Origin of the sequence: Saccharopolyspora mangrovi, from assembly GCF_035320975.1 — a bacterium.
Lineage (GTDB): Bacteria > Actinomycetota > Actinomycetes > Mycobacteriales > Pseudonocardiaceae > Saccharopolyspora > Saccharopolyspora mangrovi.
Genome location: NZ_JAWLNX010000005.1, coordinates 260,768 through 284,324, shown reverse-complemented (window position 1 = coordinate 284,324; position 23,557 = coordinate 260,768). Strand labels below are relative to the sequence as shown.

Here is a 23,557-nt window from a genome sequence, read left to right as displayed (position 1 = left end):
TGGGGCTCCTCTTCCGGCTCTGGGGTTTTTTCCGGCGTTGGGGGCGCGGCCCCCCGGGGGGCCGCCCCCGCAACGGGTCGCCCATCAGTACGGGCAGGTGGACTGGTAGTCCGAGATCTCCGCGTCCTGCGGGGGCGGGCACAGGAACTGGTCGTAGCGGGTGTCGTCGTCGAGGAACCGCTTGAGCCAGGCGATGCTGGACTTGGCGATCGTGGTGTTGTCGGTGTTGGGCGCGAAGTGACTGGCACCGGCCAGTTCCAGGTAGGCCTTGCCCGGGTCGTCGGGCAGGCTCTCGTAGAACGGCTTGGCGTGCTGGGCGACCGGGGCGACGGTGTCGTCCTGCGCGCCGATGATCAGGGTCGGGGTGCGCACGCCGGAGAAGTCCTTGGTGGTGTCCCACGGCGTCATCGGGATCGCCGCCTTCAGCGCCGGGTTGTCCAACGACGCCTTCAGCGAACCGCCGCCGCCCATCGAGTGGCCCATCACGCCGAGCCGCGCCGGGTCGATGCGGACCTTCACGCTGCTGTCGTCGGTGAGGTAGTCCAGCGAGGCCTGCAGCTGGCGGGCTCGGGAATCGGGCTGGTCGGAGGTGGTGATCGTGTCGATGGTGAACACCACGAAGCCCTGCGAGGCCAGCCTCGGGCCCAGCCACGCGATGGAGTCCTGGGATCCGGTGTAGCCCGGGGAGATCGACACCGCGGAGAACAAGCCGTCAGCGGTGTCGGTGGGGTAGTAGATCGTTCCGCCGCCGAAGCCCTGGACGCTGTAGCGCGACACGGACTCCTCGTCGACCTCGAACGGGCCGCGCGGGGCGGTGATGGACTCCTCGGTCGGGTCGGGGCCGTGCACGTCGGCGGTTTCGGCCGCCTGGGCCAGCGTCACGCTGCCCGCGAGCAGGCCGAACACGGCCGTGGAAACGGCCAGCAGTCGGCGGAATCGGGAGAGTGGACGGGTGGAACGGGATAATTCCATGTTTCGCCCTTGTCGCAATGCGCCCGCCGATCCGGGCGCGCTGGATGTGCCCTGACTGATCTCCCCGGGGGTCGTGCGGTCCTGCGGAACACGTTCGTCGCAGGAGGAGGAATTCCGGAACGCGATCGACTCTAAGGTAGCTCTACCAATCGGTCAACCAATTTCGCGGAGGACTAGGCTGTCGGTGTGGAGGAACGGGTCGACGGCCGAAAGCTGCGCTTCCAGCACCGGCGGGGTGAGGTGCTCACCGCCGCGACGGAGCACGCCCTCGAGAAGGGGCTCGACGATCTGTCGCTGCGCAAGGTCGCCCAGTCCGCCGGGGTCAGCCACGCGACCTTGGTGCACCACTTCGCCTCCAAGGACCGGCTCGTCGCCGAGATCGTCGACCGGGTGCTGGCCGAGACCCTGTCGGTCCCCGACCTGCCGCGCGACGACCCCGACCCGATGCGCGCCATCTGGCGCCGCGCCACCGGCGAACGCGGGCGGCGGTACGTCCGGCTGTTCATCGCGATCACCGGTCGCGCGATGTACGGGGACCCGGCGCTGGTCGATGCCGTCGCGTCCTCGATGCGGCAGCGCACCGAGCTCATCGCCGCGGGTCTGGTGCGCCACGGCTGCCCGGAGGCTGAAGCGCAGACGGTCGCGACGTCGCTGCTCGCGGGCATGCGCGGGCTCTTCGTGGACCTGCTCACCAGCGGTGACGAGCAGCGCGTGAACGCCGCGTTCGAAGACCTCGTCACCGAGCTCGAGCGCCGCGTCACCGGGTGGGCGAGCGGTAGCTGAAACCCGAGTGGCCCGTTCGGGCGCCCGGCGTGGGCTTTTCGGTTGATTCTTCGGGCGTGTGCGGACACGTAGAAAGCTGTGCATGGGTTCCTCTTCTGGTGCTGGTCACAGCCGTCGCGCCTTCCTGTCCGCCTCCGCCGGGATCACCGGCGCCGTCGTGCTCTCCGGCACCGCCGGGGCCGCTGACCTGCGTCCCGCCGTCGGAGGAGCGCTGCCGCCCGGTGAGCCGATCCCGCCGCAGCAGCCCGACGCGCAGCTGCGCGCGCTGCTCGCGCGCATCGACGAGCGGCGGATCGAAGAGGTGGTGCGCGAGCTGGTGAGCTTCGGGACGCGGCACACCCTGTCCAGCCAGCGAAAGAGGGAGTCATGCGCGCAACACTCATGCACGGGGCAGGCGACGTCCGGGTGGAGGACGTCCCGGACTCCGAGCTCGAACAGCCCACCGACGCGCTGGTCACCGTGACCGCGTCCTGCATCTGCGGCAGCGACCTGTGGCCCTACGGTTCGATGTCGCCCGCCGACGGGCTTCTGGGACACCGAGCCGGGCGAGGGCGGTCAGGCCGAGGCGGTCCGCGTCCCGTTCGCCGACGGCACGCTGGTCAAGCTGCCCGTCGCGCCGGACTCGGCGCTGATGCCATCGCTGCTGACGCTGTCCGACGCGGCTACCGCGCGGCCGTCGCCGGAGGCGTGGACGAGCGCACCCGCGTGACGGTGATCGGTGACGGAGCGGTGGGGCTGCTGGCGGTGCTGTCGGCCAAGCGCCTCGGCGCCGAGCAGATCGTCCTCATGGGTCGGCACCCCGACCGCACCGACCTGGGGCGCGAGTTCGGAGCCACCGACGTCGTCGCCGCTGCGGTACGTTCGGCCGGGAAGGCGCCCCGGGTCAGGGCTTTCGGGCGACCGCGCCGTAGATGAGGTTGGTGATCTCGGAATTCCCGGTGAGGGACGGGCCTTCGGGCCACCAGTCCACCGTGCGGACCAGACCCGGGGCGAGGACCTCCAGCCCGTCGAGGAACGACAGGACCTCCTCGTTGCTGCGCCACCAGCAGGAGGCGACCATCTCGTGCAGCGTTCCCTCGATCTTGCGGGCCATCTCGCGGTGCTCGGCCGACTCCGGCGGCCAGCTGAAGTGCGACATCGCCACGTAGGAGCCCGGAGCCAGCGCCTGGACGTAGCGCTGCATGACCTCGCGCGGCCGGTGCTCGTCGGAGACGTGGTGCAAGGTGCCCGAGTGGATCAGCGCGATCGGGCGCTCGAAGTCCAGGTTCCGGGTGATCACCGGGTCGTTGAGGATGTCGTCGGGATTGCGCAGGTCGTTGATGGAGAAGTGGGTGTTCTCGTTCTCCGCGAGCATCGCGCGCCCGTAGGCGGCGACGGTCGGATCGTTGTCGACGTAGACCACGACGGCGTCCGGGTTGTTGGCCTGGGCGACCTGGTGCACGTTCTGCATCGTCGGCAGCCCGCACCCCAGGTCCAGGAACTGGTCGATCCCGGCGTGCAGCGTCGAGCTCAGGAACCGCACGGCCCTGATCAGCCAGTACCGGTTCTCCTGGGCGAGCGGCCTGGCCTCGGGCACGATCTCCTCGATGGCCTTCAGGATCGTTCTGTCGACCTCGAAGTTGTCCTTGCCGCCCAGCCAGTGGTCGTAACCGCGGGCGACGCTGGGCGAGGAGGTGTCGATGTCGGCGGCAGGACGCTCGACTTGCATGCGGACATGATCGCCTGCCGAGATCGCGGTGTCGATGTTGGGCGGTCTCGATTTCCGAACGCCCTCAGTGGTTTCCGGACAATTCGCCGCTCAACCGCCCGTGCATGGCGGCGCTGGGCTCGTTGAGCCCGACGATGTCCACCCGCTTGCCGCGCGCCTCGTACTTGGTGGTGACGGCGTCGAGCGCGGCGACGGTGGAGGCGTCCCAGATGTGCGCGTCGGTGAGGTCGACGACCACCTCGTCGGGGTCGTCGGCGTAGTCGAACCGGTGCACGAGTTCGTTGCTGGAGGCGAAGAACAGCTCACCGGTGACGTGGTAGACGACCTGGCCGCCGTCGGGGTCGGTGACCGAGGTGACCTCGACGAGGGTGGCCACGCGGCGCGCGAAGATCACCATCGCGGTGATCGAACCGACGACCACGCCGATAGCGAGGTTGTCGGTGGCCACGACCACGGCCACTGTCACCAGCATCACGATGATCTCGCCCGCGGGCATCCGCTTGAGCGTCTTCGGCGCGATGCTGTGCCAGTCGAAGGTCCCCACCGAGACCAGCACCATCACCGCGACCAGCGCCGCCATCGGGATCTGCGAGACCAGCGGCCCGAAGACGATGCACAGGACCATCAGGAACACGCCGGCCAGGAACGTCGACAGCCGGGTCCGGGACCCCGCCGTCTTGACGTTGATCATGGTCTGGCCGATCATCGCGCAACCGCCCATGCCGCCGAACAGGCCGGTGACGATGTTGGCGACGCCCTGCCCGATGGACTCGCGGGTCTTGTTCGAGCGCGTGTCGGTGATGTCGTCGACCAGCTTCGCCGTCATCAGCGACTCCATCAGCCCGACCAGCGCGAACGCCAGCGCGTAGGGGGCGATGGTCTGCAGGGTCTGCAGCGTGAACGGCACGTCCGGGAGCCCGGGCACCGGCAGCGACGACGGCAGCGCCCCCTTGTCGCCGACGGTCGGCACGGCGATGCCCGCCGCGATGGTCACCGCGGTCAGCGCCACGATCGACACCAGCGGCGCGGGGACCACCCTGGTCAGCTTCGGGAACAGCACCATGATCGCCAGGCCCGCCGCGAACAGCGGGTAGACCGCCCACGGCACTCCGATGAGCTCGGGCACCTGCGCCATGAAGATCATGATGGCCAGCGCGTTGACGAACCCGACCATGACGCTGCGCGGCACGAACCGCATCAGCTTCGCCACGCCCAGCGCCCCGAGCGCGACCTGGAACACCCCGCCCAGGATGACGGTGGCGACCAGCACGCCCATCCCGTGCTCGCGCGCCAGCGGCGCCACGACCAGCGCGATCGCACCCGTGGCGGCCGAGATCATCGCGGGCCTGCCGCCGACGATCGAGATCACCACCGCCATCGTGAACGAGGCGAACAGGCCCACGCTCGGATCGACCCCGGCGATGATCGAGAACGAGATCGCCTCCGGGATCAGCGCCAGTGCGACGACCAGACCACCGAGCACCTCGGTTCGGGCGACCTTCGGCGACAGCCAGGCAGGACGGGACAGCGACAGCTCGGGCACGCGACAACCAGACGTGTTTCAGGCGCCGCATCGTCCGATCGCGGCGGGAGGGGAGCAGGGGAGAGGGGCGGCGTTGCCCGGCAACTCTTCCCTTACGTTAGATGAGAGTTTCCGGAACTCCCGAACCCAGCAGGCCGGATGAGTCCGGGATCACGCGTGGTCGACGCGTTCGCGCAGCATCGCGGCGAACTTCTCGGCGAGCTGGAGCCTCGTGCGCAGCTTCTGGCAGGACTTCTCGGCGGTGGCGCTGAACTCGGCCAGCCGGCGCTGCGGGTCCTCGACCTCCGGGGACCCCGGGACCGGGTCGAGGAGCGCCAGCAGATCGCGCATCTCGTCGATCTGGAAGCCCAGCGGCTTCATGCCCTTGATCAGCTCCAGCCGATCGACGTCGGGGTCGGTGTAGAGGCGGAACCCGCCCTGGCTGCGAGCGCTGGGCACCACCAGACCGACCTCCTCGTAGTAGCGGATCGTGCGCAGCGACAGCCCCGTGCGCTCGGCGACCTCGCCGATCTGCATCCGCTCACCCACGCCCGAACCACTCCTCGATCGTCACCGCCCGGACGTCGCCCGCGCACGCCCCGGATGGCATCACGGTACGCAAAGCAGCGCCCCGGACCGGCCGTCAGGTCTGGTCCGGTCCCGGGGCGTCGGGCGCGGACGTCGACGGTCGCGGTGCCGCGCTCGGTCGCGGCACGGGCACCTGGGTGCCGAACTCGCCGGGGCCGGGGACCTCCTTGCGCGCGACGGCTTCGGCCGCGCGGACCGCCTCGGCGACCTCGGGGTTGGTGGTGGTGTCGAACCAGGCCTGCACCGCGTCCTCCACGGTTTCGGCCGGGGGAGCGTCCTCGGGCTGCTCCGGCGGTTCGTAGCGGAAGACGCCCTCCTCGTCGGCCTTGCCCAGGCTCCGGGCGAAGCCCTCCAGCGACTTGCTGAAGTCGCTGGGCACGACCCAGACCTTGTTGGCGTCGCCCTCGGCCATCTTCGGCAGCGTCTGCAGGTACTGGTACGCGAGCAGCTCCGGCGTGGGCTTGGCGCGCTTGACCGCGGCGAAGACCTTCTCGATGGCCTTGGCCTGCCCCTGCGACTTGAGGTACTGGCTCGCGCGGTCGCCCTGGGCGCGCAGGATGCTGGACTGCCGGTCGGCTTCCGCGGTGAGGATCGCGGCCTGCTTCTGGCCTTCCGCGCCCAGGATCGCCGCCTGCTTCTGCCCTTCCGCGGTCTTGATGGCCGATTCGCGGGTGCCCTCCGCGTTGAGGATCATCGCGCGCTTCTCCCGATCGGCGCGCATCTGCTTCTCCATCGAGTCCTTGATGGACGGTGGCGGGTCGATGGCCTTGAGCTCCACGCGCGCCACGCGGATGCCCCACCTGCCCGTCTCCTTGTCCAGCACTCCGCGCAGCTGCGTGTTGATCGCGTCGCGCGAGGTGAGCGTCTCCTCCAGGCTCATGCCGCCGACGACGTTGCGCAGCGTCGTGGTGGTGAGCTGTTCGACGCCGGTGATGTAGTTGGAGATCTCGTAGACCGCCGAGCGCGCGTCGGTGACCTGGAAGTAGACGACGGTGTCTATGGACACCGTCAGGTTGTCCTGGGTGATGACCGGTTGCGGCGGGAAGGAGACGACCTGCTCGCGCAGGTCGACGCGGGCGCGGACCCGGTCGAAGAACGGCACCAGCAGGTTGAGCCCCGGTTGCGCGACGGTCCGGTAGCGGCCGAGGCGTTCGATCACCGAAGCGGTCGCCTGCGGCACCAGCAGCACGGTCTTGGCCAGGAGCACGACGACCAGCAGGATGATGACGGCGAGCACGATCAGTGCGGTCGGGTCCATGTCGGCCTCCTCAGAATTCGCCTGAAACGACGGCGGTCGCTCCGGAGATGTCCATGACCGTCACCGTTTCGCCCGCGCCGAGCACCTCGTCGTCGCCCAACGGCCGCGCCGACCAGCTCTGCCCGTCGATCAGCACCAGGCCACCAGCTGAATCCACAGTGGATTCGACGAGCGCCTTCTTGCCGATCAGGGCTTCCGCGTTGGTGCGGAGCTCGGCGCCCCGCGTCAGCCGCCGCTTCAGCGCCGGACGCGCGAGGGCGACCAGCCCCAGGCTCAGCGCGGCGAACACCGCGGCGTCGACGGCCAGCGGTGCGCCCAGTGCGGAGGCTCCGGCGGCTCCCAGCGCCGCGACGCCGAGCATCAGCAGCACGAGGTCACCCGAGATGACCTCGGCCGCGACCAGCACGACGCCGGCGATGAGCCACAACAGCGCGACCACGTCCTCAGAATGCCAGAAACGGGCATGATCAGGCGGTTCGCGCGCTGCTGGCGTCCTGGCACTTCACAGCGGGTGAACAGGAGGTCTACCTTGATTGGTATCGCACCTGAGCGGTGACGATGGTGTGCCGGGAAGTCTGGTCGGCGTGACACTGCTGCGCTTCGAGGACGGAGCTGTCATGGTGGCCGAGGGACGTGCACCGGTGGTGGGCGCGGGTGGTGCCGGTCTGGCGACCGCGCTGAGGTTGAGCAGGAGCGGCAGGCGGGTCGCGCTCGTGCAGCGCGCAGCCGAGCTGCGAGCGGGCGGGTGCGCGCTGACGCTCTCCGGTCTGGGGTTCGACGCGGCCGAGCGGATGGGCCTGGTCCCGGCCCTGCGTGCCGCGCAGCCGGAGCCGGTCGAACTCCTCCACGTCACCGAATCGGGTCGGCCGCTGGCGCGGATGCCGCCGGATCTGCAGCACGCCCTGCTGGGGGATCGGCCGCTCTCGCTGTTCCGCGGCGACATCGAGCGGGTGCTGCGCTCCGGGTCCGCACGCGCGCTCTCCAACTGTCGAACAATCCGCTGCTGACCGGAGTCCTGCGCGGATTCCTCGCAATCGCTGAGTCGGGAGGTGATGTCCGCTGATCGCGGTGAACCAGTCCGACGGCTTCCTGGCCGTGTGGGGAGGACGTGATGTTGAGTCGGTACGAGCGTCGGAGGCTTCACGAGATCGAGCGGTGGTTCGAGGAGAACGACCCGCGGTTCGCCGCATCGGTCAAGCACACACCGCCGGATCCCCTCACCGTCCGCCGGCGGCGGCTGGCGATCGCGGTCGCCCTGCTCGGCGCGCTGGTGTTCACCACGGGACTGCTCTCCGCCAACCCCGGGCTGATCTTCGTCGGCATCAGCCTCGGGGTCGGCGCCCTCGCGGTCCGCTACCTGCTGCTCGACACCCCCTCCTGAACCGCCGGGCCGGGGTCAGCCGGCGAGGCGGGCGCGGACCCAGTCGTGGAACTCGGCGATGTGGTGCTCGCTGGGGACGAGGACGCCGCCCGCGGCGTAGGAGCGGGAGTCCATCGCCAGCTGGCAGCGCTCGCAGGCGTCGAAGTCCTGCTGGTTGACCCGGTGGAACAGCTCCACCGAGCGCGACAGGTCCTGGCCCGAGGCGATGACCTCCGGCAGGTACAGCCAGTCGCAGTCGACGATCGTGCGCTCGGCGGTCAGCGGGAACATCCGGTGGACGATCACGTGGTCGGGAACCAGGTTGATGAACACCTGCGGGCGCACGGTGATCGCGTAGTACCGGCGGTCCTGGTGCTCGCCCACGCCCGGCAGCTGCTGCAGCCCCTCGCCGCCGTCGACGGTGAAACCCCGCACCTCGTCGCCGAACTCGGCCCCGTGCCCGACGTAGTACTGCGCGGCGAACCCGTCGGCGAACTCCGGCAGGACCTCGGTGAGCTCCGGGTGGATCGTGGCGCAGTGGTAGCACTCCATGAAGTTCTCGATGATCTGCTTCCAGTTCGCCTTGACGTCGTAGCGGATCCGCTCGCCGAGTTCGAGCGCGGCGATGTCGTAGGCGTCGAGCTCACCGGCGTCGCCGAGGCGCTGGGCCACGTCGGAGATCACGGTGTTCTCGAAGGACGGGGGCTCGCCCGCCAGGCACACCCAGGCGTAGCCGAGCCATTCCCGCAGGTGGACCCGGTTGAGCCCGAACTGGCCGCGATCGACGTCGGGCATCCCGGCGAGGTTGGGCGCGGCGATCAGCTTGCCGTCGAGGCCGTAGGTCCACGCGTGGTACGGGCACTGCAGCGAGCGCTGCACCTGGCCGGACTCCTCGGTGCACAGCCGGGCGCCCCGGTGCCGGCACACGTTGAGGAAGGCGTTGAGGCCGCCCTTGCGGTCCCGGGCGATGAGCACGCTCTCGCGCCCGACCTGCACGGTCTGGAACGCGCCGGGCTGGTCCAGGTCGGCGCTGCGCACCGCGCAGAACCACCCGGCTTCGAAGATCCGCGACTGCTCGAGGGCGAAGATCGACGGGTCGGTGTAGTGGTGTCCGGGAAGAGTGGCCAGCAAGCTCTGCGGCAACTCCGCAGCGGTCATCTCGGGGTGCCTTTCGGCTCGTTCCGCATGGTGATCCAGTTGTTGCGCGATCAGCACCGCGTTGCTCGATCGACAACACGATGCGGTCGCGCGTCCGGTGCTGTCAAGACGTCCGCGCGAGTTACCGGGAGGTAGCCGACGCGTGGTGCGGGTGAAGCGCGGATGTCGTTCGTGAACGGGGAAATCCGCCTGGAGGACAACGCCTCGGACGTATTGACGCACCCCTCGGATGACCTTCACGCTGTTGCGCATGGCGTTACAGGTTCTCTAATGCGCAACACAGGAGGTTCGATGTTCGCTGTCTGCCGCGCCGACGAGCTCGCCCCGGGCGAGTCGACCCGGTTCGTCGCCGACGTCCCGATCGCCGTGTTCAACGCCGACGGCGTGTTCTACGCGGTCGACGACACCTGCACCCACCAGGACGCATCGCTGTCGGCCGGTTTCGTCGAAGGCTGCTTCGTCGAATGCCCGCTGCACGCGGCGTTCTTCGACCTGCGCGACGGTGCTCCGACGGGCCCGCCGGCCAAGCGGGCGGTGCGCACGCACCAGGTGCTCGTCGAAGGCGGCACCGTCTACGTCCAGCTCACCCCGCGCGAAGCGGAGCTCCCGCTGGAAACCGAAGGCGCGGCCTGAACCTCCCGCTCAGTCGGCGCGGCGGCGTTCCAGCAGGACGGTGTCGCGCCACACCCCCGTGGTGCAGGGCGATGCGCTCCCGGCACCGCGTCCCGGACCACCGCTTCCGACGTCCCACCAGGCCGGTCCGCCGAACCCGTCCGGGCGAGCTCAGCCGGGTGTGACGGTGCCCGCCGTCGCGTCCACCGTGATGACCTGGCCCGTGGTGATCTCCGTGGTCGCGTTGCGCACGCAGATCACCGCCGGGATCCCGTACTCGCGGGCGACGGTGGGGCCGTGCGCCATCGGCGAACCCGTCTCGGTGACCAGCCCGGCCGCGGTCATGAACAGCGGGGTCCAGCCGGGATCGGTGCTGGTGGCCACCAGGATCTCGCCGGGCTCGATCCGCGCGTCGGACGGGTCGTGCACGACGCGAGCCGGTCCGGTGACCTTGCCCGGTGCGGCGCCCAGCCCGGTCATGGCGCCGTCAGCGGCGGCCTCGGCCGGGGCCGTGGCCTCCAGGTCCGTGCCGTCGGAGAGCACCGCGATCGGCACGACCCGGCGCCGAACTTCCCTGTTGTGGAGGGCTTTTCGCTCGGATGCCAGCGCCCGCTGATCCTTGCCGCCGACGGCGGCGCGGATCTCGTCGAGGTTCAGGAACATCACGTCCCCGGCCTGCTCCAGCAGGCCCCGACCGCTGAGGTCCTCGCCGATGAGTAGCAGCTGCTGGCGCATCGACTGCAGCGAGTACAACCACGCGAACTTGCCCAGCTCGCGCAGCCCGGTGAGCCTGCGGGCGCGGCGCATGCAGAACCGGGCCAGGTGCGCGCGGACCGGGCGCTTGCGGCGGGCGCGCTCGAAGAGCTCGTCGATCGCGGCCTCCGCCCGGGCCGCCGCCTGCTCGAACCGGCGGTCCGGGGCCTGCTCGGGATCGGTGATGCGCAGGTAGCCGGCGATGGTGGCGAAGATCTGCGTCGGCTCCTCGGCCCAGCGCGCGACGCCGACGTCGACCTCCGCCGGAGCGCGGTGCCCGTACCGAGCGAGGAAGTCGTCCAAGCCGATGTCGCGGAGCTCGCCGGCCTGGTAGCGGGCGGTGAGCTCGGCCGGTGGCGTGCTGCTGAGCAGCTCGCGCTCGGCCTGGCCGAGCCGGGTCGTCAGCCGCCACAGCGCCAGGTCCATCTCGGTGGTGACGTTGTGCGGCAGCCCGCCCAGCACGGTGTCCAGCTCGGAGCTCGTCGCGATGCCCTTGAGCAGCGACTTCGGCACCTGGCCGACGATGATGCCGACGAACAGCGGCCAGATCACCTCGGAGGCCGTCATGAAGTCCCGCTGCACCTCCTCGGCGAAGCGCAGCCGCTGGGCGGAGTCGGCGAACTCCGGGGCCTGGGCCTGGTGCCGGAGCTTCTCGGTGGTGCGGAACGCCCGATCGCGGGCAGCGTCGGGGAAGGCCAGCGTGCGGATCAGCTCGAACTTCGCCTTCGGCACGACCACGAGGCTCTTCTTCAGCAGCGGCCCGACCGGGAAGGGCAGCCCGCCGGTGGTCGGCGCGAAGCGCGGGTCGGTGAGCAGCCGCTGCACGATCTCGACGTTGCGCGGACCGTAGACCTCCATCATCTGCGGCATCCGGGAGCGGAACCGCTTGTTGCGCAAGAGATCTGAGAAGTCCATGAACAGACGGCCGCCGATCGGCACGATGCCCATCGCATCACCGAAGGCCCCGCCGGAGAGCCCGGCCGAGTCCATCCACAGCTTCGCGCCGTGCGTCATCGCCGACATGCCCGCCGGGGTGAAGGGCCGCGTCATCCCCTGCATGTGGCCCATCTCGAAGTACGCCCGCAGGTCATCGGTCTGCGGTGGCAGCGGGAAGAGCGTCGTGACGGCGCGCGACTGCAGCAGCCACAGCTCCCCGTCCTGGTCGATGGCCCACTCGACGTCCTGGGGAGCGCCGAAGCTCTCCTGCACCCGCGATCCCGCCTCGCGCAGCGCGTCGAGCTGGTCGCGGTCCAGGCACCCGTCGGTGCGCGGCGCTGTCCCGTCGAGCACGTAGTGGTCGGCGATGACCGACCCGTCGACGACCACGTCACCGAGCCCGGGCGCGGCGTCGACGACCATCTCCGAACGCGTCCCGGTCAGCGGGTTGGCGGTGAACAGCACGCCCGCGACCTTCGCGTCGACCATCCGCTGCACGACCACGGCCATGCGCACGTCGCCGTCGAACCCGTTGGCCTCCCGGTAGGCCACGGCGCGCTCCGAGTGCAGCGAGTCCCAGCAGCGGCGGATCGCCGACAGCAGCTCCTGCTCGCCGCTGACGTTGAGGAAGGTGTCCTGCTGCCCGGCGAAGCTGGCGTCGGCCAGGTCCTCGGCGGTCGCGCTGGACCGCACCGCCACCCGGTCGCCGCCGAGCCGCGCGTAGGCGTCGAGCACCTCGCGCTCGGGCAGCTCGCCGGTCGCGTGCGCCCGGGTCGTCACGCAGAACCCGCCGGGCACCCGGAACCCGGCCCCGATCAACTCCCCGAGCCCGGCGGCCTTGCCACCCACCAACCCGAGCATGCTCGCGTCCACCTGCGCGAGCTCGACCACCTGAGCAACGTTGCCGGTCACCATCACCACTCCAAGCCTCGAACGGCGAACACCATCACACCGCCGACCAGACTTCCCGGCACACCACGACCAGCAGGCCGATGCCCAGATGGTAGGTCCGCATTCCACTTCCGACCGTCAAGAACGCGTCAAAATCGAACGGCCCGTAGGCTGCCGCCCGTGGGTGCGCAGGTGGAGCTCGACGTCGTGGACATGCGGTTGTTGCGGGCGTTGCAGGAGGACGCCCGGATGTCCAACCGCGAACTGGCGGCGCGGGCGGGCATCGCGACCTCGACCTGCTCGGACCGGCTGGCGCGGCTCCGGGACGCGGGCGTGATGTGCGGGTCGGCTGTGCGCATCGAACCGAGCGCGGTCGGTCGCCCGCTGGAGGCGATGCTGGCCGTGCGCGTGCACCCGCACCGGCGTCCGCTGGTGGATCCGTTCGTGCAGCACGTCCTGGCGCTGCCCGAGACCCGCCACCTCTACCACCTGACCGGGCCGGACGACTTCCTCATCCACGTGACCGTCACCGACGCCGCGGACCTGCAGAGGCTGGTGCTCGACGAGCTCACCGCGCGGGACGAGGTCGTCATGGTGCACACGCACCTGATCTTCCACCAGTGGCGCGGCGGCCCGCTGCTGCCGCCCGGGGCCGAGGGCTGACCGGACGATCGCCGGTTGAACGCGCTCTCGAGGCGGTCCTGCCGGACGAGGGCGGAGCGAAGTCGGGGTCGCCCCGGTGTCCGTCCGGGCGTCGACGCGCGAGGCCGGATCGGTGTTGATCCTGGGGCGGTGACAGAGCAGACGTTTTGGACCCGTGCCGTGCACGTCGGCCGCGACGACCTCGCCGACCAGGGCCTGCACGCCGTACCGCTCGACCTATCGACGACCCATCCCAGCCGGAACAGCAGGGACGAGGCGGAGCGCCTCGACGCGATGACCACCGGAGCCCAGGTGTCCGGCATGCCGATCTACGCCCGGCTCGGCAACCCGACGGTCGCCCGGTTCGAGGAGGCGATCGCCGAGCTCGAAGGCTGCGAGTCCGGTGTGGCCTTCGGTTCGGGCATGGCGGCGCTCTCGGCGTGCCTGCTCGCCACCGTCGCCGCCGGCCGGCCGCACGTCGTGGCGGTGCGGCCGCTCTACGGCACCAGCGACCACCTCATCGCGTCCCGGCTGCTGGGGAACCAGCTGACCTGGTCGGACCCGGCCGAGATCGGTGCCGCGATCCGCCCGGACACCGGGCTGGTCATCATCGAGACTCCCGCCAACCCGACGCTCGCGGAGATCGACATCCGCGCCGTCGTGGACGCCGCGGGAGACGTTCCGGTGCTCGTCGACAACACCTTCGCCACCCCGGCTCTGCAACGGCCCACCGAGTTCGGCGCCGCCGTGGTGGTGCACAGCGCGACGAAGTTCCTGGGCGGGCACGGGGACGCGATGGGCGGGGTGGTGGCCTGCGGTGAGGACTTCGCCCGCGGGTTGCGGCAGGTTCGCATCGCCACCGGCGGTGTGCTGCACCCCTCCGCCGCCTACCTCCTGCTGCGCGGTCTGGCCACGCTGCCGGTCCGGATGGAACGTGCGTCGGCCACGGCGGCGGTCCTGGCCGAGCGGCTGCTCGCCCACCCGAGGATCAGCGCGGTGCACTACCCGGACCCGGGCAAGCTCGGCCAGCTCGCCACCGGCGGTGCGATGCTGTCGTTCGAAACCGAAACCTCGCCGCACGAGGTGATTTCCGCCGTCCGCCTGATCACCCCGGCGGTCAGCCTCGGCAGCACCGACACGCTCCTGCAGCACCCGGCGTCGCTGTCGCACCACATCGTCGCCCCGGAGGACCGCGCGGCAGCCGGAATCCCGGACAGCCTGCTCCGCCTCTCGGTGGGCCTCGAATCGCCGGACGACCTCTGGCGAGACCTCGACCAAGCCCTCGACCGAACCGGCTGATCCCACAGGCACGAGACCGGGGCGCTGTCGTTGGTCCACTTCGCGAAGCGGGCCGGTGGGCGTCCTGGTCAGGCCTTCTCGTGGGCGATCTGGACGAGGTTGCCGCAGGTGTCGTCGAGGACCGCTGTGGTGACCGGGCCCATGTCGGTGGGTTGCTGGGTGAAGCGGACGCCCTGGGCGGTGAGGCGGTCGTACTCGGCCTGGACGTCCTCGACGGCGAACGAGGTGAACGGGATCCCGTCGGCGACCAGGGCCTGCTTGAACGGCTTGGCCGCCGGGTGCTGATCGGGTTCGAGGACCAGTTCGGTGCCGGCGCGGTCCTCCGGGGAGACGAGGGTGATCCACCGGAACTCGCCCATCGGGATGTCGTGCTTGAGCTCGAACCCGAGGACCTCGGTGTAGAACCGCAGCGCCTTGTCCTGGTCGTCGACCATCATGCTGTGCAGGTTGATCCTCATCTTCCCGGCCTTTCTGCGAGCCAGCGCTCGACGATCGGTTCGAGCGGTGCGGTGTCGATGTGGTGGAACTTGTAGCGGCCTTCCCGGCTCGTCCGGACCAGGCCCGCGGACTCCAGCGCGTCGAGGTGCTGCGAGATCGCCTGCCGCGACGAGGCGAGCCCGTGCTTGGTCGCCAGCCGCGCGCAGATCTCGAACAGCGTCTGCCCGTCCTGCTCGGTCAGCTCGTCGAGGATCGTGCGCCGCGTCCCATCAGCCAGCGCCTTGAACACGGCGTCATCCACACCAGGAACGATAGGCAAGTGACGACTTGCATGTCAACTCGAGCTCGTGCCGGTGCCCGGTGACACGATTTCAATGGAAATCGGAACACTGATTTCCATTGAAATCGGGGTTCGGATTTCCGTTGAAACCCGGAACTTCACCCGGAGAGGCAGGTTTTGGATCGAGAGGCCCAGGTCGGGGGCCTGCTGGTGAGGGGGGACGATCTCCGTGGGCTGGTCGGGAGTGATCCGGAACGCACGCGCTCAACCTACTTCGGAGTAGGTTTTGGGTACTCTGGTGCCGTGGTCGGGTGGCGAGGAGTTCGGGATGATCGATGAGTCGCGGCCTGCCGGGTTCTGGGGGCGGGCCGGGGGCCGGGTCCGGCAGGTGAACCAGAGCCGTCGCGTGGTGGGAGCGCTGCGCGGGGTTCGGCGGATGCTGCCCGGATCGGGCGAGGTCGGGTTCTCCGGCGACGGGACGCCCTCGGACCGGGTGGCCCGGCTGATGCTGCAGGTGGCGGGCGATCGGCCGAGCGCCGTGCGGGAGCTGGGGCTGGCGACCGTGCAGGCCTGGCAGGCGCTGACCAGCAAGGGCGCCACCGATGGAGCGGTGACGATCATGTTCACCGACCTCGTGGGCTTCTCCACCTGGGCGCTGCGGGCCGGGGACGACCAGGTCTTGCGGCTGCTGCGGGAGTTCTTCGATGTCACCGACGACGTCGTCGGCGGGTACGGCGGTGCGGTGGTCAAGTCGCTCGGGGACGGCGTGATGGTGGCCTTCACCGACGTCGACAAGGCGATCGAGGCCGCCGCCGCGCTGGGCTCGGCCGTCAGCGCGCTCAACCACGACGGCTACCGCCCGTCGCTGCGGGTCGGTCTGCACCGCGGCTGGCCGCGCAAGGTCGGCAAGGACTACATCGGAGTGGACGTCAACATCGCCGCGCGCGTCGCCGACGCCGCCAGCGGCGGGGAAGTGCTGGTCACCGAGCAGGTGCTGGAGGCCGCCGACCGCGAGCGGTACGTGGCGCGCAGCCGCCGGTTCCGGGCGAAGGGGACGCCGAAGGACCTGGCGGTGTTCACCGTGGTTCCGCGCCACGGGCGGTGATCGGGCGGGTGTACCGTCGAAACTAGACAGCATGCTGTCTAGTTCGCCTGCGAACCCGGCCGAATGGGATTGACCTTGCGCATCGTCCTGACCGCCATGCCCGTCTACTCGCACCTCGTCCCGCTGCTGCTGCCGGTCGGCCGCCAGCTGCGCGACGCCGGCCACGACGTCCGGGTCGCCACCAGCGAAGACATGGTCGGCGCCGTGAAGCGAGCGGGCCTGCGCCCGCTGGTGCTGCCCGGCCTGCTGACCATGCGCGACCTCGCCGGCGCCCCGGCCGGGCACGGGCTGACCACCGAGTTCGAGGAGGTCGCCAAGCGGTGCGGCACCGCGACCACCGGCGTCACCGCGGCGATGTTCAGCCGGAGCTTCATCGGGGTCCTGGGGCGCAACTTCGGCGAGCGGCTGCTCGAGAACGGCGAGGCGCCGGACCTCATCGTCCGCGAGGGCACCGAGTTCGGCGGCTACTTCGCGGCCGAGAAGTGGGGCATCCCGAGCGCCGTGCTCGACATCGGCCCGATGGCCCCGCACGGGGACCCGGTCGTGACCGCCGAGATCAACGCCGGTCGCGCGCACTTCGGGCTCGATGCGATCGACGACCCGTGGCAGCCGATGCGCACCTTCCGCGCCGGAGTCGTCCCGGAGGTCTTCTACCCCGAGCACGCGCGCATCGAATCCGCGCACCACTACCGGGTTCCCGCCGATGACGAGCAGCAGCTCGACCCCGAGATCGCCGCGCTGCCGGACCGTCCGCTGGTGCTGGCCAGCCTCGGCTCCAACGCGCCGATGATGCTCGGCGAGCGCCCGCAGCTGCTGGACACGATCATCGAAGCGCTCGGCAAGCTGCCGGTCACCGGCGTGGTCGCGCTCGGCGCCAGCCGCGATCCGCGGGAGTGGACCGGCCAGCGCGCGGAGAACGTGCACCTGACCTCGTTCGTCCAGCAGCAGACGCTGCTGCCGGCCGTTGACGCGTTCCTCACCCACTGCGGCTTCAACAGCACCCGCGAATCGCTCTACGCCGGCGTGCCGATCGTGGGCCTGCCGATGTTCGCCGAGCAGCCCGCCAACGCCGAGCGCATCACCGAGCTCGGCGCGGGACTCGCGCTCAACGTCGAGGACGCCTCCGGCCCGGCGCTGCACGAGGCGGTGCTGCGGGTGCTGGAGGAACCCGCGTTCCGCAGCGCGGCCCGCGGGATGCAGCGCCGGACGATGGCCCTGCCACCGCTGTCGCGGATCGTGGCGGACCTGGAGCAGCTGGTCTGAGAACCGAGCCCCGCGCCCGAAGCAGCGGCTACGCCTCGAGCGCGGCCAGCTCCTCGTCGGTGAGGACGACGTCGAGCGCGCGGAGGGCTTCGGCGCGATCGGTGACCGGGGTCGACTCCTGCGAGCCGTCCGGTCGCTCGACGACGAGGGTGTCGCCGATGAGCTTGCGGCTGATGCCGTGGTCGAGCCGCATCACGACGAGCCTGCCGGTGAACGGTGAGTCCGGGTGCGTGGCCGTGTAGTGGTTGTAGACCTCGTAGTCGATGAGGCGCTGCGGCTGGTCGTCGAAGGCGTGCAGCGGTTCCCAGCCCTCGGCGGTCTCCTTCGCCAGCGTCCACAGTCGACCGTCGCGGACCAGCCGGTGCTTCCAGCCGGCCTGGTCGACCACCGCGCCGTCGGCCAGCGGCATCGGGCGCAGCACGCCCGCGCCGAAGCCCACGTCGGCCAGGTGCTCCACGCCGTCGGCGGTGACCACGAGGTTCATGTGCGTGCGCGGACCGTTGCGGTGCGGCTGGACCCGCGCGGCCCGGCGCGACACCTCGTAGCCGAGGCGCTCCAGCGCGGCGGCGAACAGCAGGCCGTGCTCGTAGCAGTAGCCGCCGCGCTGCCTGCGCACCAGCTTGGCCGTGATCGATGCCAGGTCGAGGCGCGGTGTGCGGCCGAGCGCCGGATCGACGTTCTCGAAGGGGATCGCGCGCACGTGCGCCTCGTGCAGCGCGGCGAGCGCCTCGGCGGACGGCGGCGTCGCGGACTGCCCGATGCGGGCGAGGTACGCGTCGAGGTCGAGGGCCTCGACGTCCCAAGTGTCGGTCATGTCGCCAGCCTCACACCTCGAGCGCGGTGGAGGTCAACGGTTCACTCGAAGTTCCTGGCCAGCCGGGCGAGCAGGTCGTTGAGCTGGTCGACCTCGGGCGACGACAGGCCGGCGACGAGTTGCTCGTTGGCCTCGCGGGAGGCCTGCTGCAGGCGGCGGTGGGCGGCGCGGCCCTCGTCGGTGAGGTGCAGGCGCACGGTGCGGCGGTCGCGTTCGGCCTCGCCGCGCTCCAGCCAGCCCGTCTCGACCAGCCGGTCCACCTGACGGGCCAGCGTTTGGCCGCTGACGTGCAGCGATCCGGCCAGGTCGCGCTGGATCATCGGCCCGTGCACGGTGAGCGATTCCAGGATCGTCCAGGTCGTGAAGCTCGCACCGGCTTCGCCCAGGCGCTGCTCGAAGTTCGCGCGGGCCATCCGGGCGATCATGTTGAACCGGTACCCGAGGCTGTCCAGCCCGGTGCCGATGGCGTCCACCACACCCACCTCCCCGGGCCCAGTTCTACCTCACACGGCCATCTCTGCACCCTGACGCCGAGAGTGCAATAATGCACTCTGTGGTTGATGGTGCAACTCCTGCTCGCAAGCGTCGGGTCAACACGGCCCACCGGCTGACCGCCGCCGCGCGCCGCCGCACGGCCGAGGACGGGCTGTCCGGCTTCACCGTGGACGAGATCTGCGACGAGGCGGGCATCTCCAGGCGCACCTTCTTCAACTACTTCGCGTCCAAGGAGGACGCGGTACTGGGGTTCACAACGCTGTGGGACCAGCACGAGATCGAGGAGCGGTTCACCGCCGGAGGTGACCCGGACGAGCCGGGGGTGTCGGCGAGCCTGCTCGACGACTACGCCGCGATGCTCGTCGACCGCTGGACCGAGATCGGCCTCACGCCCGAGCAGGTCGCCGACCTGGTCGCCGCGATGGAGCGCGAACCGCGGCTGCTGTCCCGGCTCTTCGAGAGCATCCGCGCGCGGGAGCGGGCCGACGTGGAACTGGTGCGGGCCCGGGAGGGCCTGCCCGAGGACGACCTGCGGGGGCAGGTCGCCGTCCAGCTCGTCAGCGCGCTCGGCGGTGCCTGCATGGGCCAGTTCCTCGATCCCGACAACTCAGATCCGCTGCACACGATCATGCGACGCCGCTTGGTGGCCGCCCGTGAGGTGTTCGCGGCCGCGCTCACCGGAGGGACCCGATGACCGAAACCGAACCGAAGTTACTGCTCACCAAGCGGCGAATCTGGATCATCTTCAGCGCCCTGATCGCGGGCATGCTGCTGGCCAGCCTCGACCAGACCATCGTGTCCACCGCGATGCCCACCATCGTCGGCGACCTCGGGGGCGTCGAGCACCAGGCGTGGATCACCACCGCCTACCTGCTCGCCACCACCATCGTCATGCCGATCTACGGCAAGTTCGGCGACGTGCTCGGCAGGCGCAAGCTGTTCCTGATCGCCATCGCGCTGTTCACCGCCGCCTCGGTCGGCTGCGCCGTGGCCACCGACTTCTGGACCTTCGTGTTCTTCCGCGCCGCGCAGGGCCTCGGCGGCGGTGGCCTGATGATCCTCTCGCAGGCGATCATCGCCGACATCGTGCCCGCCAACGAGCGCGGCAAGTACCTCGGGCCGCTCGGCGGCATCTTCGGCCTGGCCGCGGTCGGTGGACCGCTGCTCGGTGGCTTCTTCGTCGACCACCTGTCCTGGCACTGGGCGTTCTACATCAACATCCCGATCGGCATCGCCGCCTTCGCCATCACCTACTTCGCGCTGACGCTGCCCAGCAAGAAGGCCACCAAGCCGCTGGACGTCCCCGGCGTGGTGCTGCTGGCGCTGGCCACCACGAGCCTGATCTTCTTCACCGACTTCGGCGGTGACACCGCGCACGGCTGGAGCGCACCCGAAACCTGGCTGTGGGCGGCCGGTCTCGTCGTCGCCGCGACGCTGTTCGTGCTGGTCGAGTCGCGGGCCAGCGACCCGATCATCCCGCTGTCGCTGTTCCGCAACCCCATCTTCGTCAACGCCACCAGCATCGGACTCGTGCTCGGCGTGGGCATGTTCGCCGCGCTGGGCTTCCTGCCGACGTTCCTGCAGATGTCCACCGGGACCTCGGCCGCGGTGTCGGGCATGGCCATGCTGCCGATGATGGCCGGTCTGATGCTGACCTCCATCACCTCCGGTGCGCTGATCACCAAGACCGGCCGCTACAAGCTGTTCCCGATCCTGGGCACGCTGATCACCGCGGCCGGCATGCTGGCCATGACCACGCTGTCGGCCGACACGCCGGTGTGGCTGCTGTGCGTGTTCCTGTTCGTCTTCGGCGCCGGGCTGGGCCTGATCATGCAGGTCGTCGTGCTGGTGGTGCAGAACTCCGTCGACCCGTCGATGATCGGCACCGCGACCAGCACCAACAACTACTTCCGCGAGGTCGGTGGGGCGCTCGGCACCGCGGTGTTCGGCACCATCTTCTCCACCCGGCTCACCGAGAACCTGACCGAGATCTTCGCCGGGGCCGGTGCGTCGGCGGATCAGGCGCAGCAGTCCGCGGTCTCGCTGTCGCCGACCATGCTCGAGCAGCTCCCCGAACCGGTGCGTGACGCGATCGTGTCGGCTTACGCCGAAGCCCTGGCGCCGGTGTTCTGGTACCTGGTCCCGTTCATGGGCGTGGCGTTCCTGCTGTCGCTGCTGCTCAAGCAGATCCCGCTGTCGGACGTCGCCGGGCTGGTCGCGCGCGGCGAAGCCATCGGCGGCGAGGAAGCCGAAGCCCTCGAAGCGCAGCAGCGCGCCGCCGCCAAGACGCACTGAACGGAGGAGCCCGCATGGCCAAGATGGATCTCCGGGTCCGGATGCTCGGCAAGGCGCTGAGCCTGGCGCCCAGCGTCACCGGGATGACCGACGAGCAGCTGATCGCCCGGCAGCCGAAGTACCTGCCGCGCAACCGGATCGTCGACTACCTGCTGGGCGCCCGCCCGTCCGGCGTCATCACCAGCGACCTCACCGCCGCCGGGTCTACCGGCCGGATCGGGATCCGCGTCTACCGGCCGATGCGCGCCGCCGAGCCGCTGCCGATGATCATCAACATCCACGGCGGCGGCTGGATCAGCGGGAACCTCGACATGGGCGACTGGCTGTGCGGCCGGGTCGCCAAGGAGGTCGGGGCCGTGGTGGTCTCGCTGGACTACCGGCTCGCGCCCGCCCACCGGTTCCCGGCGGCGGTCGAGGACTGCTACGCCGCGCTGCTCGACCTCGCGGGCCGAGCCGCCGACCTCGGCGCCGTGCCGGGGCGGATCGCGGTGATGGGCGACAGCGCCGGCGGCAACCTCGCAGCGGTGATGTGCCTGCTCGCGCGGGACCGGTCCGGGCCGGAGATCGCCTTCCAGGGGCTGATCTACCCGGCCACCGACCTGACGCTGGGCAGCGAATCGCTGGAGCGCAACGCCAACGCCCCGGTGATCACCACCCGGGAGGCCCGCACGATGCGCGACGCCTACCTCGGCGGTCAGGACCCGGCGAACCCGCTGGCCTCCCCGCTGAAGGCGTCGACGCACGAGGGGTTGCCACCGGCGCTGATCCAGGTCGCCGAGCACGACCCGATCCGCGACGACGGCCTGCGCTACGCCGAGGCGCTGCGGGCCGCCGGAGTCCCGGTTCGCACCACCACCTACGTCGGCATGCCGCACGGGTACATGTCGTTCCCGAACGTCTGCCGCAGCGCTCCGCAGGCGCTGGGCGAGCTCTGCTCGGAGCTGTCGGCGGCGCTGGAGCCGGTTCGCGTCGCCGACTGAGCAGGTCCGGGGCGCGCCCGCGCGGGAGGGTGCGGACGCGCCCCGAGTCTTCCCCGGGCGGAAACTTCTCACCAGCCACGTTGCGGTCTGGTCATGTTTCACGCTCCGAACTCCGGAGGGACGAGGATCCGAGAGCGCCCCCGAGTTCAGGCTTTCTCGACCCGGATCGGAAGTCAACGTTCCGCTTGAGCCCTGTCCGCTTCTCGCCAACGCGGACGCGGGAGTTCGCACCTGTCGTCTGTTCTGCGGCGTTTCGGCTTCCGCCAGGCGGGACCACCCGGCGAGCGAGCGGATTCGCCGACCGCGGCTGTCCGAGTTGGGTAGCGTTCAGCCCTCAGCTCTGGAACCACCGAGGGGGAGGGGCATGGCCAACCGGCGGCCGACCCTGGAAACCGTCGCGGCCCGCGCCGGGGTCTCCCGCGCCACCGTGTCGCGCATGATCAACGATCAGCCCGTCGCCCCGCCCAGCAGGCGGGCGGTCGAGCGCGCGATCGCCGAGGTCGGCTACGTGCCGAACCAGGCCGCGCGCAGCCTCGTCACGCAGCGGACCGGCCTGATCGCGCTGGTGCTGCCCGAGTCCTCCACCCGCGTGTTCTCCGACGACCAGTTCTTCCCGCGCCTCATCCAGGGGGTCAGCCAGGAGCTGGAGACCGCCGACGAGCAGTTGGTGCTGATGCTGGCCGGCTCCGCCGCCAGCCGCGACCGGATCGAGCGCTCGGCCGTGGCCGGACGCGTCGACGGCGTCATGCTCGCCTCGCTGCACGGGACCGACCCGCTGGCCGTCGCGCTGGCGAAGTCCGGGATCCCGGTGGTCAGCAACGAACGCGTCCTCGGGCCGGTCGAGGTGCCCAGCGTCGGCGTGGACAACCGGGGCGGCGCCCGGGCTGCCGTGCAGCAATTGATCGTGTCCGGGCGGCGGCGGATCGCGACGATCACCGGGCCGTCGGACATGATCGCCGGGATGGATCGGCTCGACGGCTACCTCGACGCCATCGGGGACGCGCAGGAACCCGTCGTGGCGGCCGGGGATTTCACCCGCACCTCCGGCGAGGTGGCGATGGAGCGGTTGCTGTCCGAGGAGCCCGGGATCGACGCGGTCTTCGCCGCGTCCGACCTGATGGCCGAAGGGGCGCTGCACGTCTTGCGACAGAGCGGTTCTCGCGTCCCCGGGGACATGGCGCTGGTCGGCTTCGACGACATCACCCGCGCCCGCTACACCGAGCCGCCGCTGACGACCGTGCGCCAGCCCATCGACGGCCTCGGCCGCCACCTCGCCTCCCAGCTGCTGCACCTGATCAGCGACGGCGCCGTCGAACCGCAGCTCACCCTCCCCACGGAACTCGTCGTCCGCGACTCCTCCTGAACGGCCGCTGGGGCAGGTTCCGATGGGGCCTGCCCTGCTCCA

At 70.5% G+C, this 23,557-nt stretch carries 25 protein-coding genes and 1 pseudogene; 14 read left to right on the top strand and 12 right to left on the bottom strand.

Annotated elements, in window-relative coordinates; translation table 11 throughout:
- Nucleotides 1-84: 84 nt before the first annotated feature.
- On the bottom strand, nt 85-972 hold the full coding sequence (locus tag R4I43_RS09970; protein WP_324265282.1) for an alpha/beta hydrolase family protein: 888 nt from the start codon (nt 970-972) through the stop codon (nt 85-87).
- Nucleotides 973-1,158: 186 nt separating this feature from the next.
- On the opposite strand from R4I43_RS09970, the gene R4I43_RS09965 reads away from it, so the two are divergent.
- The 3 genes and pseudogenes from R4I43_RS09965 to R4I43_RS09955 all read left to right on the top strand — a co-directional run.
- The gene (locus tag R4I43_RS09965; RefSeq protein WP_324265281.1) at nt 1,159-1,755 is read left to right on the top strand and encodes a TetR/AcrR family transcriptional regulator; all 597 of its coding nucleotides are present in this window, start codon (nt 1,159-1,161) and stop codon (nt 1,753-1,755) included.
- 82 nt (nt 1,756-1,837) lie between these two features.
- On the top strand, nt 1,838-2,218 hold the full coding sequence (locus tag R4I43_RS09960; protein WP_324265280.1) for a hypothetical protein: 381 nt from the start codon (nt 1,838-1,840) through the stop codon (nt 2,216-2,218).
- Nucleotides 2,122-2,604 (top strand): annotated as a pseudogene (locus R4I43_RS09955) (IMP dehydrogenase); the annotation flags it as partial. The gene R4I43_RS09960 and the pseudogene R4I43_RS09955, both read left to right, overlap by 97 nt.
- Nucleotides 2,605-2,638: 34 nt before the next feature.
- On the opposite strand, the gene R4I43_RS09950 reads toward R4I43_RS09955, so the two are convergent.
- The 5 genes from R4I43_RS09950 to R4I43_RS09930 all read right to left on the bottom strand — a co-directional run bounded on the left by R4I43_RS09950 (nt 2,639) and on the right by R4I43_RS09930 (nt 7,270).
- On the bottom strand, nt 2,639-3,463 hold the full coding sequence (locus R4I43_RS09950; protein ID WP_324265279.1) for an SAM-dependent methyltransferase: 825 nt from the start codon (nt 3,461-3,463) through the stop codon (nt 2,639-2,641).
- A 64-nt stretch (nt 3,464-3,527) separates the two neighbouring features.
- Nucleotides 3,528-5,006 (bottom strand): SulP family inorganic anion transporter, encoded by a 1,479-nt coding sequence (locus R4I43_RS09945; RefSeq protein ID WP_324265278.1) that lies wholly within the window; start codon nt 5,004-5,006, stop codon nt 3,528-3,530.
- Nucleotides 5,007-5,156: 150 nt separating this feature from the next.
- Nucleotides 5,157-5,522 (bottom strand): MerR family transcriptional regulator, encoded by a 366-nt coding sequence (locus tag R4I43_RS09940; protein ID WP_407691223.1) that lies wholly within the window; start codon nt 5,520-5,522, stop codon nt 5,157-5,159.
- 106 nt (nt 5,523-5,628) lie between these two features.
- Nucleotides 5,629-6,831, bottom strand: coding sequence for an SPFH domain-containing protein (locus tag R4I43_RS09935; protein WP_324265276.1), 1,203 nt, complete (start codon nt 6,829-6,831; stop codon nt 5,629-5,631).
- A gap of 10 nt (nt 6,832-6,841) precedes the next feature.
- Nucleotides 6,842-7,270: an NfeD family protein gene (locus R4I43_RS09930; protein ID WP_324265275.1), complete on the bottom strand. Its 429-nt coding sequence runs from the start codon at nt 7,268-7,270 to the stop codon at nt 6,842-6,844.
- Nucleotides 7,271-7,394: 124 nt separating this feature from the next.
- Between R4I43_RS09930 and R4I43_RS09925 the strand changes: the two genes are divergently transcribed.
- Together R4I43_RS09925 and R4I43_RS09920 are read left to right on the top strand one after the other, a co-directional pair.
- On the top strand, nt 7,395-7,838 hold the full coding sequence (locus R4I43_RS09925; RefSeq protein WP_324265274.1) for an FAD-binding protein: 444 nt from the start codon (nt 7,395-7,397) through the stop codon (nt 7,836-7,838).
- A gap of 104 nt (nt 7,839-7,942) precedes the next feature.
- A complete protein-coding gene (locus tag R4I43_RS09920) occupies nt 7,943-8,212 on the top strand; it encodes a DUF3040 domain-containing protein (protein WP_324265273.1) in 270 nt (89 codons plus the stop codon).
- Nucleotides 8,213-8,227: 15 nt separating this feature from the next.
- Here R4I43_RS09920 and R4I43_RS09915 read toward each other — a convergent pair whose 3' ends face one another.
- Nucleotides 8,228-9,349 (bottom strand): aromatic ring-hydroxylating oxygenase subunit alpha, encoded by a 1,122-nt coding sequence (locus R4I43_RS09915; RefSeq protein WP_324265272.1) that lies wholly within the window; start codon nt 9,347-9,349, stop codon nt 8,228-8,230.
- A 291-nt stretch (nt 9,350-9,640) separates the two neighbouring features.
- Between R4I43_RS09915 and R4I43_RS09910 the strand changes: the two genes are divergently transcribed.
- The gene (locus R4I43_RS09910; RefSeq protein ID WP_324265271.1) at nt 9,641-9,982 is read left to right on the top strand and encodes a bifunctional 3-phenylpropionate/cinnamic acid dioxygenase ferredoxin subunit; all 342 of its coding nucleotides are present in this window, start codon (nt 9,641-9,643) and stop codon (nt 9,980-9,982) included.
- A gap of 150 nt (nt 9,983-10,132) precedes the next feature.
- Here the strand turns inward: R4I43_RS09910 and R4I43_RS09905 are convergent, their stop codons facing one another.
- Nucleotides 10,133-12,565, bottom strand: a complete 2,433-nt coding sequence (locus R4I43_RS09905) for a PEP/pyruvate-binding domain-containing protein (protein ID WP_324265270.1) — start codon at nt 12,563-12,565, stop codon at nt 10,133-10,135.
- A 156-nt stretch (nt 12,566-12,721) separates the two neighbouring features.
- Here R4I43_RS09905 and R4I43_RS09900 point away from each other — a divergent pair, with 156 nt between their 5' ends.
- On the top strand, nt 12,722-13,204 hold the full coding sequence (locus R4I43_RS09900; protein ID WP_324265269.1) for an Lrp/AsnC family transcriptional regulator: 483 nt from the start codon (nt 12,722-12,724) through the stop codon (nt 13,202-13,204).
- A gap of 129 nt (nt 13,205-13,333) precedes the next feature.
- Nucleotides 13,334-14,482, top strand: a complete 1,149-nt coding sequence (locus tag R4I43_RS09895; RefSeq protein ID WP_324265268.1) for a trans-sulfuration enzyme family protein — start codon at nt 13,334-13,336, stop codon at nt 14,480-14,482.
- Between the two features lie 68 nt (nt 14,483-14,550).
- Here the strand turns inward: R4I43_RS09895 and R4I43_RS09890 are convergent, their stop codons facing one another.
- Complete coding sequence (locus R4I43_RS09890) at nt 14,551-14,940, bottom strand: VOC family protein (RefSeq protein ID WP_324265267.1); 390 nt, start codon at nt 14,938-14,940, stop codon at nt 14,551-14,553.
- The gene (locus tag R4I43_RS09885) at nt 14,937-15,221 is read right to left on the bottom strand and encodes an ArsR/SmtB family transcription factor (RefSeq protein WP_324265266.1); all 285 of its coding nucleotides are present in this window, start codon (nt 15,219-15,221) and stop codon (nt 14,937-14,939) included. Before R4I43_RS09885 ends, R4I43_RS09890 begins: the two co-directional genes overlap by 4 nt.
- A gap of 307 nt (nt 15,222-15,528) precedes the next feature.
- Between R4I43_RS09885 and R4I43_RS09880 the strand changes: the two genes are divergently transcribed.
- Both R4I43_RS09880 and R4I43_RS09875 read left to right on the top strand, forming a co-directional pair.
- Entirely contained in the window at nt 15,529-16,305 is a 777-nt protein-coding gene (locus R4I43_RS09880; protein ID WP_324265265.1) for an adenylate/guanylate cyclase domain-containing protein, read from the top strand.
- Nucleotides 16,306-16,368: 63 nt separating this feature from the next.
- Nucleotides 16,369-17,568 (top strand): glycosyltransferase, encoded by a 1,200-nt coding sequence (locus R4I43_RS09875; protein WP_324265264.1) that lies wholly within the window; start codon nt 16,369-16,371, stop codon nt 17,566-17,568.
- 28 nt (nt 17,569-17,596) lie between these two features.
- Here R4I43_RS09875 and R4I43_RS09870 read toward each other — a convergent pair whose 3' ends face one another.
- The gene (locus R4I43_RS09870; protein ID WP_324265263.1) at nt 17,597-18,382 is read right to left on the bottom strand and encodes an arylamine N-acetyltransferase family protein; all 786 of its coding nucleotides are present in this window, start codon (nt 18,380-18,382) and stop codon (nt 17,597-17,599) included.
- Nucleotides 18,383-18,423: 41 nt separating this feature from the next.
- Nucleotides 18,424-18,855, bottom strand: a complete 432-nt coding sequence (locus tag R4I43_RS09865) for a MarR family winged helix-turn-helix transcriptional regulator (protein WP_324265262.1) — start codon at nt 18,853-18,855, stop codon at nt 18,424-18,426.
- A gap of 80 nt (nt 18,856-18,935) precedes the next feature.
- Between R4I43_RS09865 and R4I43_RS09860 the strand changes: the two genes are divergently transcribed.
- The 4 genes from R4I43_RS09860 to R4I43_RS09845 all read left to right on the top strand — a co-directional run bounded on the left by R4I43_RS09860 (nt 18,936) and on the right by R4I43_RS09845 (nt 23,515).
- A complete protein-coding gene (locus R4I43_RS09860) occupies nt 18,936-19,571 on the top strand; it encodes a TetR/AcrR family transcriptional regulator (RefSeq protein ID WP_324265261.1) in 636 nt (211 codons plus the stop codon).
- Nucleotides 19,568-21,172: an MDR family MFS transporter gene (locus tag R4I43_RS09855; RefSeq protein ID WP_324265260.1), complete on the top strand. Its 1,605-nt coding sequence runs from the start codon at nt 19,568-19,570 to the stop codon at nt 21,170-21,172. Before R4I43_RS09860 ends, R4I43_RS09855 begins: the two co-directional genes overlap by 4 nt.
- Before the next feature lie 14 nt (nt 21,173-21,186).
- On the top strand, nt 21,187-22,152 hold the full coding sequence (locus R4I43_RS09850) for an alpha/beta hydrolase (protein WP_324265259.1): 966 nt from the start codon (nt 21,187-21,189) through the stop codon (nt 22,150-22,152).
- 364 nt (nt 22,153-22,516) lie between these two features.
- Nucleotides 22,517-23,515, top strand: a complete 999-nt coding sequence (locus R4I43_RS09845; RefSeq protein ID WP_324265258.1) for a LacI family DNA-binding transcriptional regulator — start codon at nt 22,517-22,519, stop codon at nt 23,513-23,515.
- Nucleotides 23,516-23,557: the final 42 nt, after the last annotated feature.

What these genes read in the sequence shown, in the direction of transcription:
- R4I43_RS09910 (WP_324265271.1), top strand. Translation starts at nt 9,641, where the DNA reads ATGTTCGCTGTCTGCCGCGCCGACGAGCTCGCCCCGGGCGAGTCGACC.
- R4I43_RS09875 (WP_324265264.1), top strand. Translation starts at nt 16,369, where the DNA reads ATGGGATTGACCTTGCGCATCGTCCTGACCGCCATGCCCGTCTACTCG.
- R4I43_RS09845 (WP_324265258.1), top strand. Translation starts at nt 22,517, where the DNA reads ATGGCCAACCGGCGGCCGACCCTGGAAACCGTCGCGGCCCGCGCCGGG.
- R4I43_RS09905 (WP_324265270.1), bottom strand. Translation starts at nt 12,565, where the DNA reads ATGGTGACCGGCAACGTTGCTCAGGTGGTCGAGCTCGCGCAGGTGGAC.
- R4I43_RS09890 (WP_324265267.1), bottom strand. Translation starts at nt 14,940, where the DNA reads ATGAGGATCAACCTGCACAGCATGATGGTCGACGACCAGGACAAGGCG.
- R4I43_RS09960 (WP_324265280.1), top strand. Translation starts at nt 1,838, where the DNA reads ATGGGTTCCTCTTCTGGTGCTGGTCACAGCCGTCGCGCCTTCCTGTCC.
- R4I43_RS09880 (WP_324265265.1), top strand. Translation starts at nt 15,529, where the DNA reads ATGATCGATGAGTCGCGGCCTGCCGGGTTCTGGGGGCGGGCCGGGGGC.
- R4I43_RS09915 (WP_324265272.1), bottom strand. Translation starts at nt 9,349, where the DNA reads ATGACCGCTGCGGAGTTGCCGCAGAGCTTGCTGGCCACTCTTCCCGGA.
- R4I43_RS09870 (WP_324265263.1), bottom strand. Translation starts at nt 18,382, where the DNA reads ATGACCGACACTTGGGACGTCGAGGCCCTCGACCTCGACGCGTACCTC.
- R4I43_RS09935 (WP_324265276.1), bottom strand. Translation starts at nt 6,831, where the DNA reads ATGGACCCGACCGCACTGATCGTGCTCGCCGTCATCATCCTGCTGGTC.
- R4I43_RS09855 (WP_324265260.1), top strand. Translation starts at nt 19,568, where the DNA reads ATGACCGAAACCGAACCGAAGTTACTGCTCACCAAGCGGCGAATCTGG.
- R4I43_RS09920 (WP_324265273.1), top strand. Translation starts at nt 7,943, where the DNA reads ATGTTGAGTCGGTACGAGCGTCGGAGGCTTCACGAGATCGAGCGGTGG.
- R4I43_RS09940 (WP_407691223.1), bottom strand. Translation starts at nt 5,522, where the DNA reads ATGCAGATCGGCGAGGTCGCCGAGCGCACGGGGCTGTCGCTGCGCACG.
- R4I43_RS09850 (WP_324265259.1), top strand. Translation starts at nt 21,187, where the DNA reads ATGGCCAAGATGGATCTCCGGGTCCGGATGCTCGGCAAGGCGCTGAGC.
- R4I43_RS09970 (WP_324265282.1), bottom strand. Translation starts at nt 972, where the DNA reads ATGGAATTATCCCGTTCCACCCGTCCACTCTCCCGATTCCGCCGACTG.
- R4I43_RS09950 (WP_324265279.1), bottom strand. Translation starts at nt 3,463, where the DNA reads ATGCAAGTCGAGCGTCCTGCCGCCGACATCGACACCTCCTCGCCCAGC.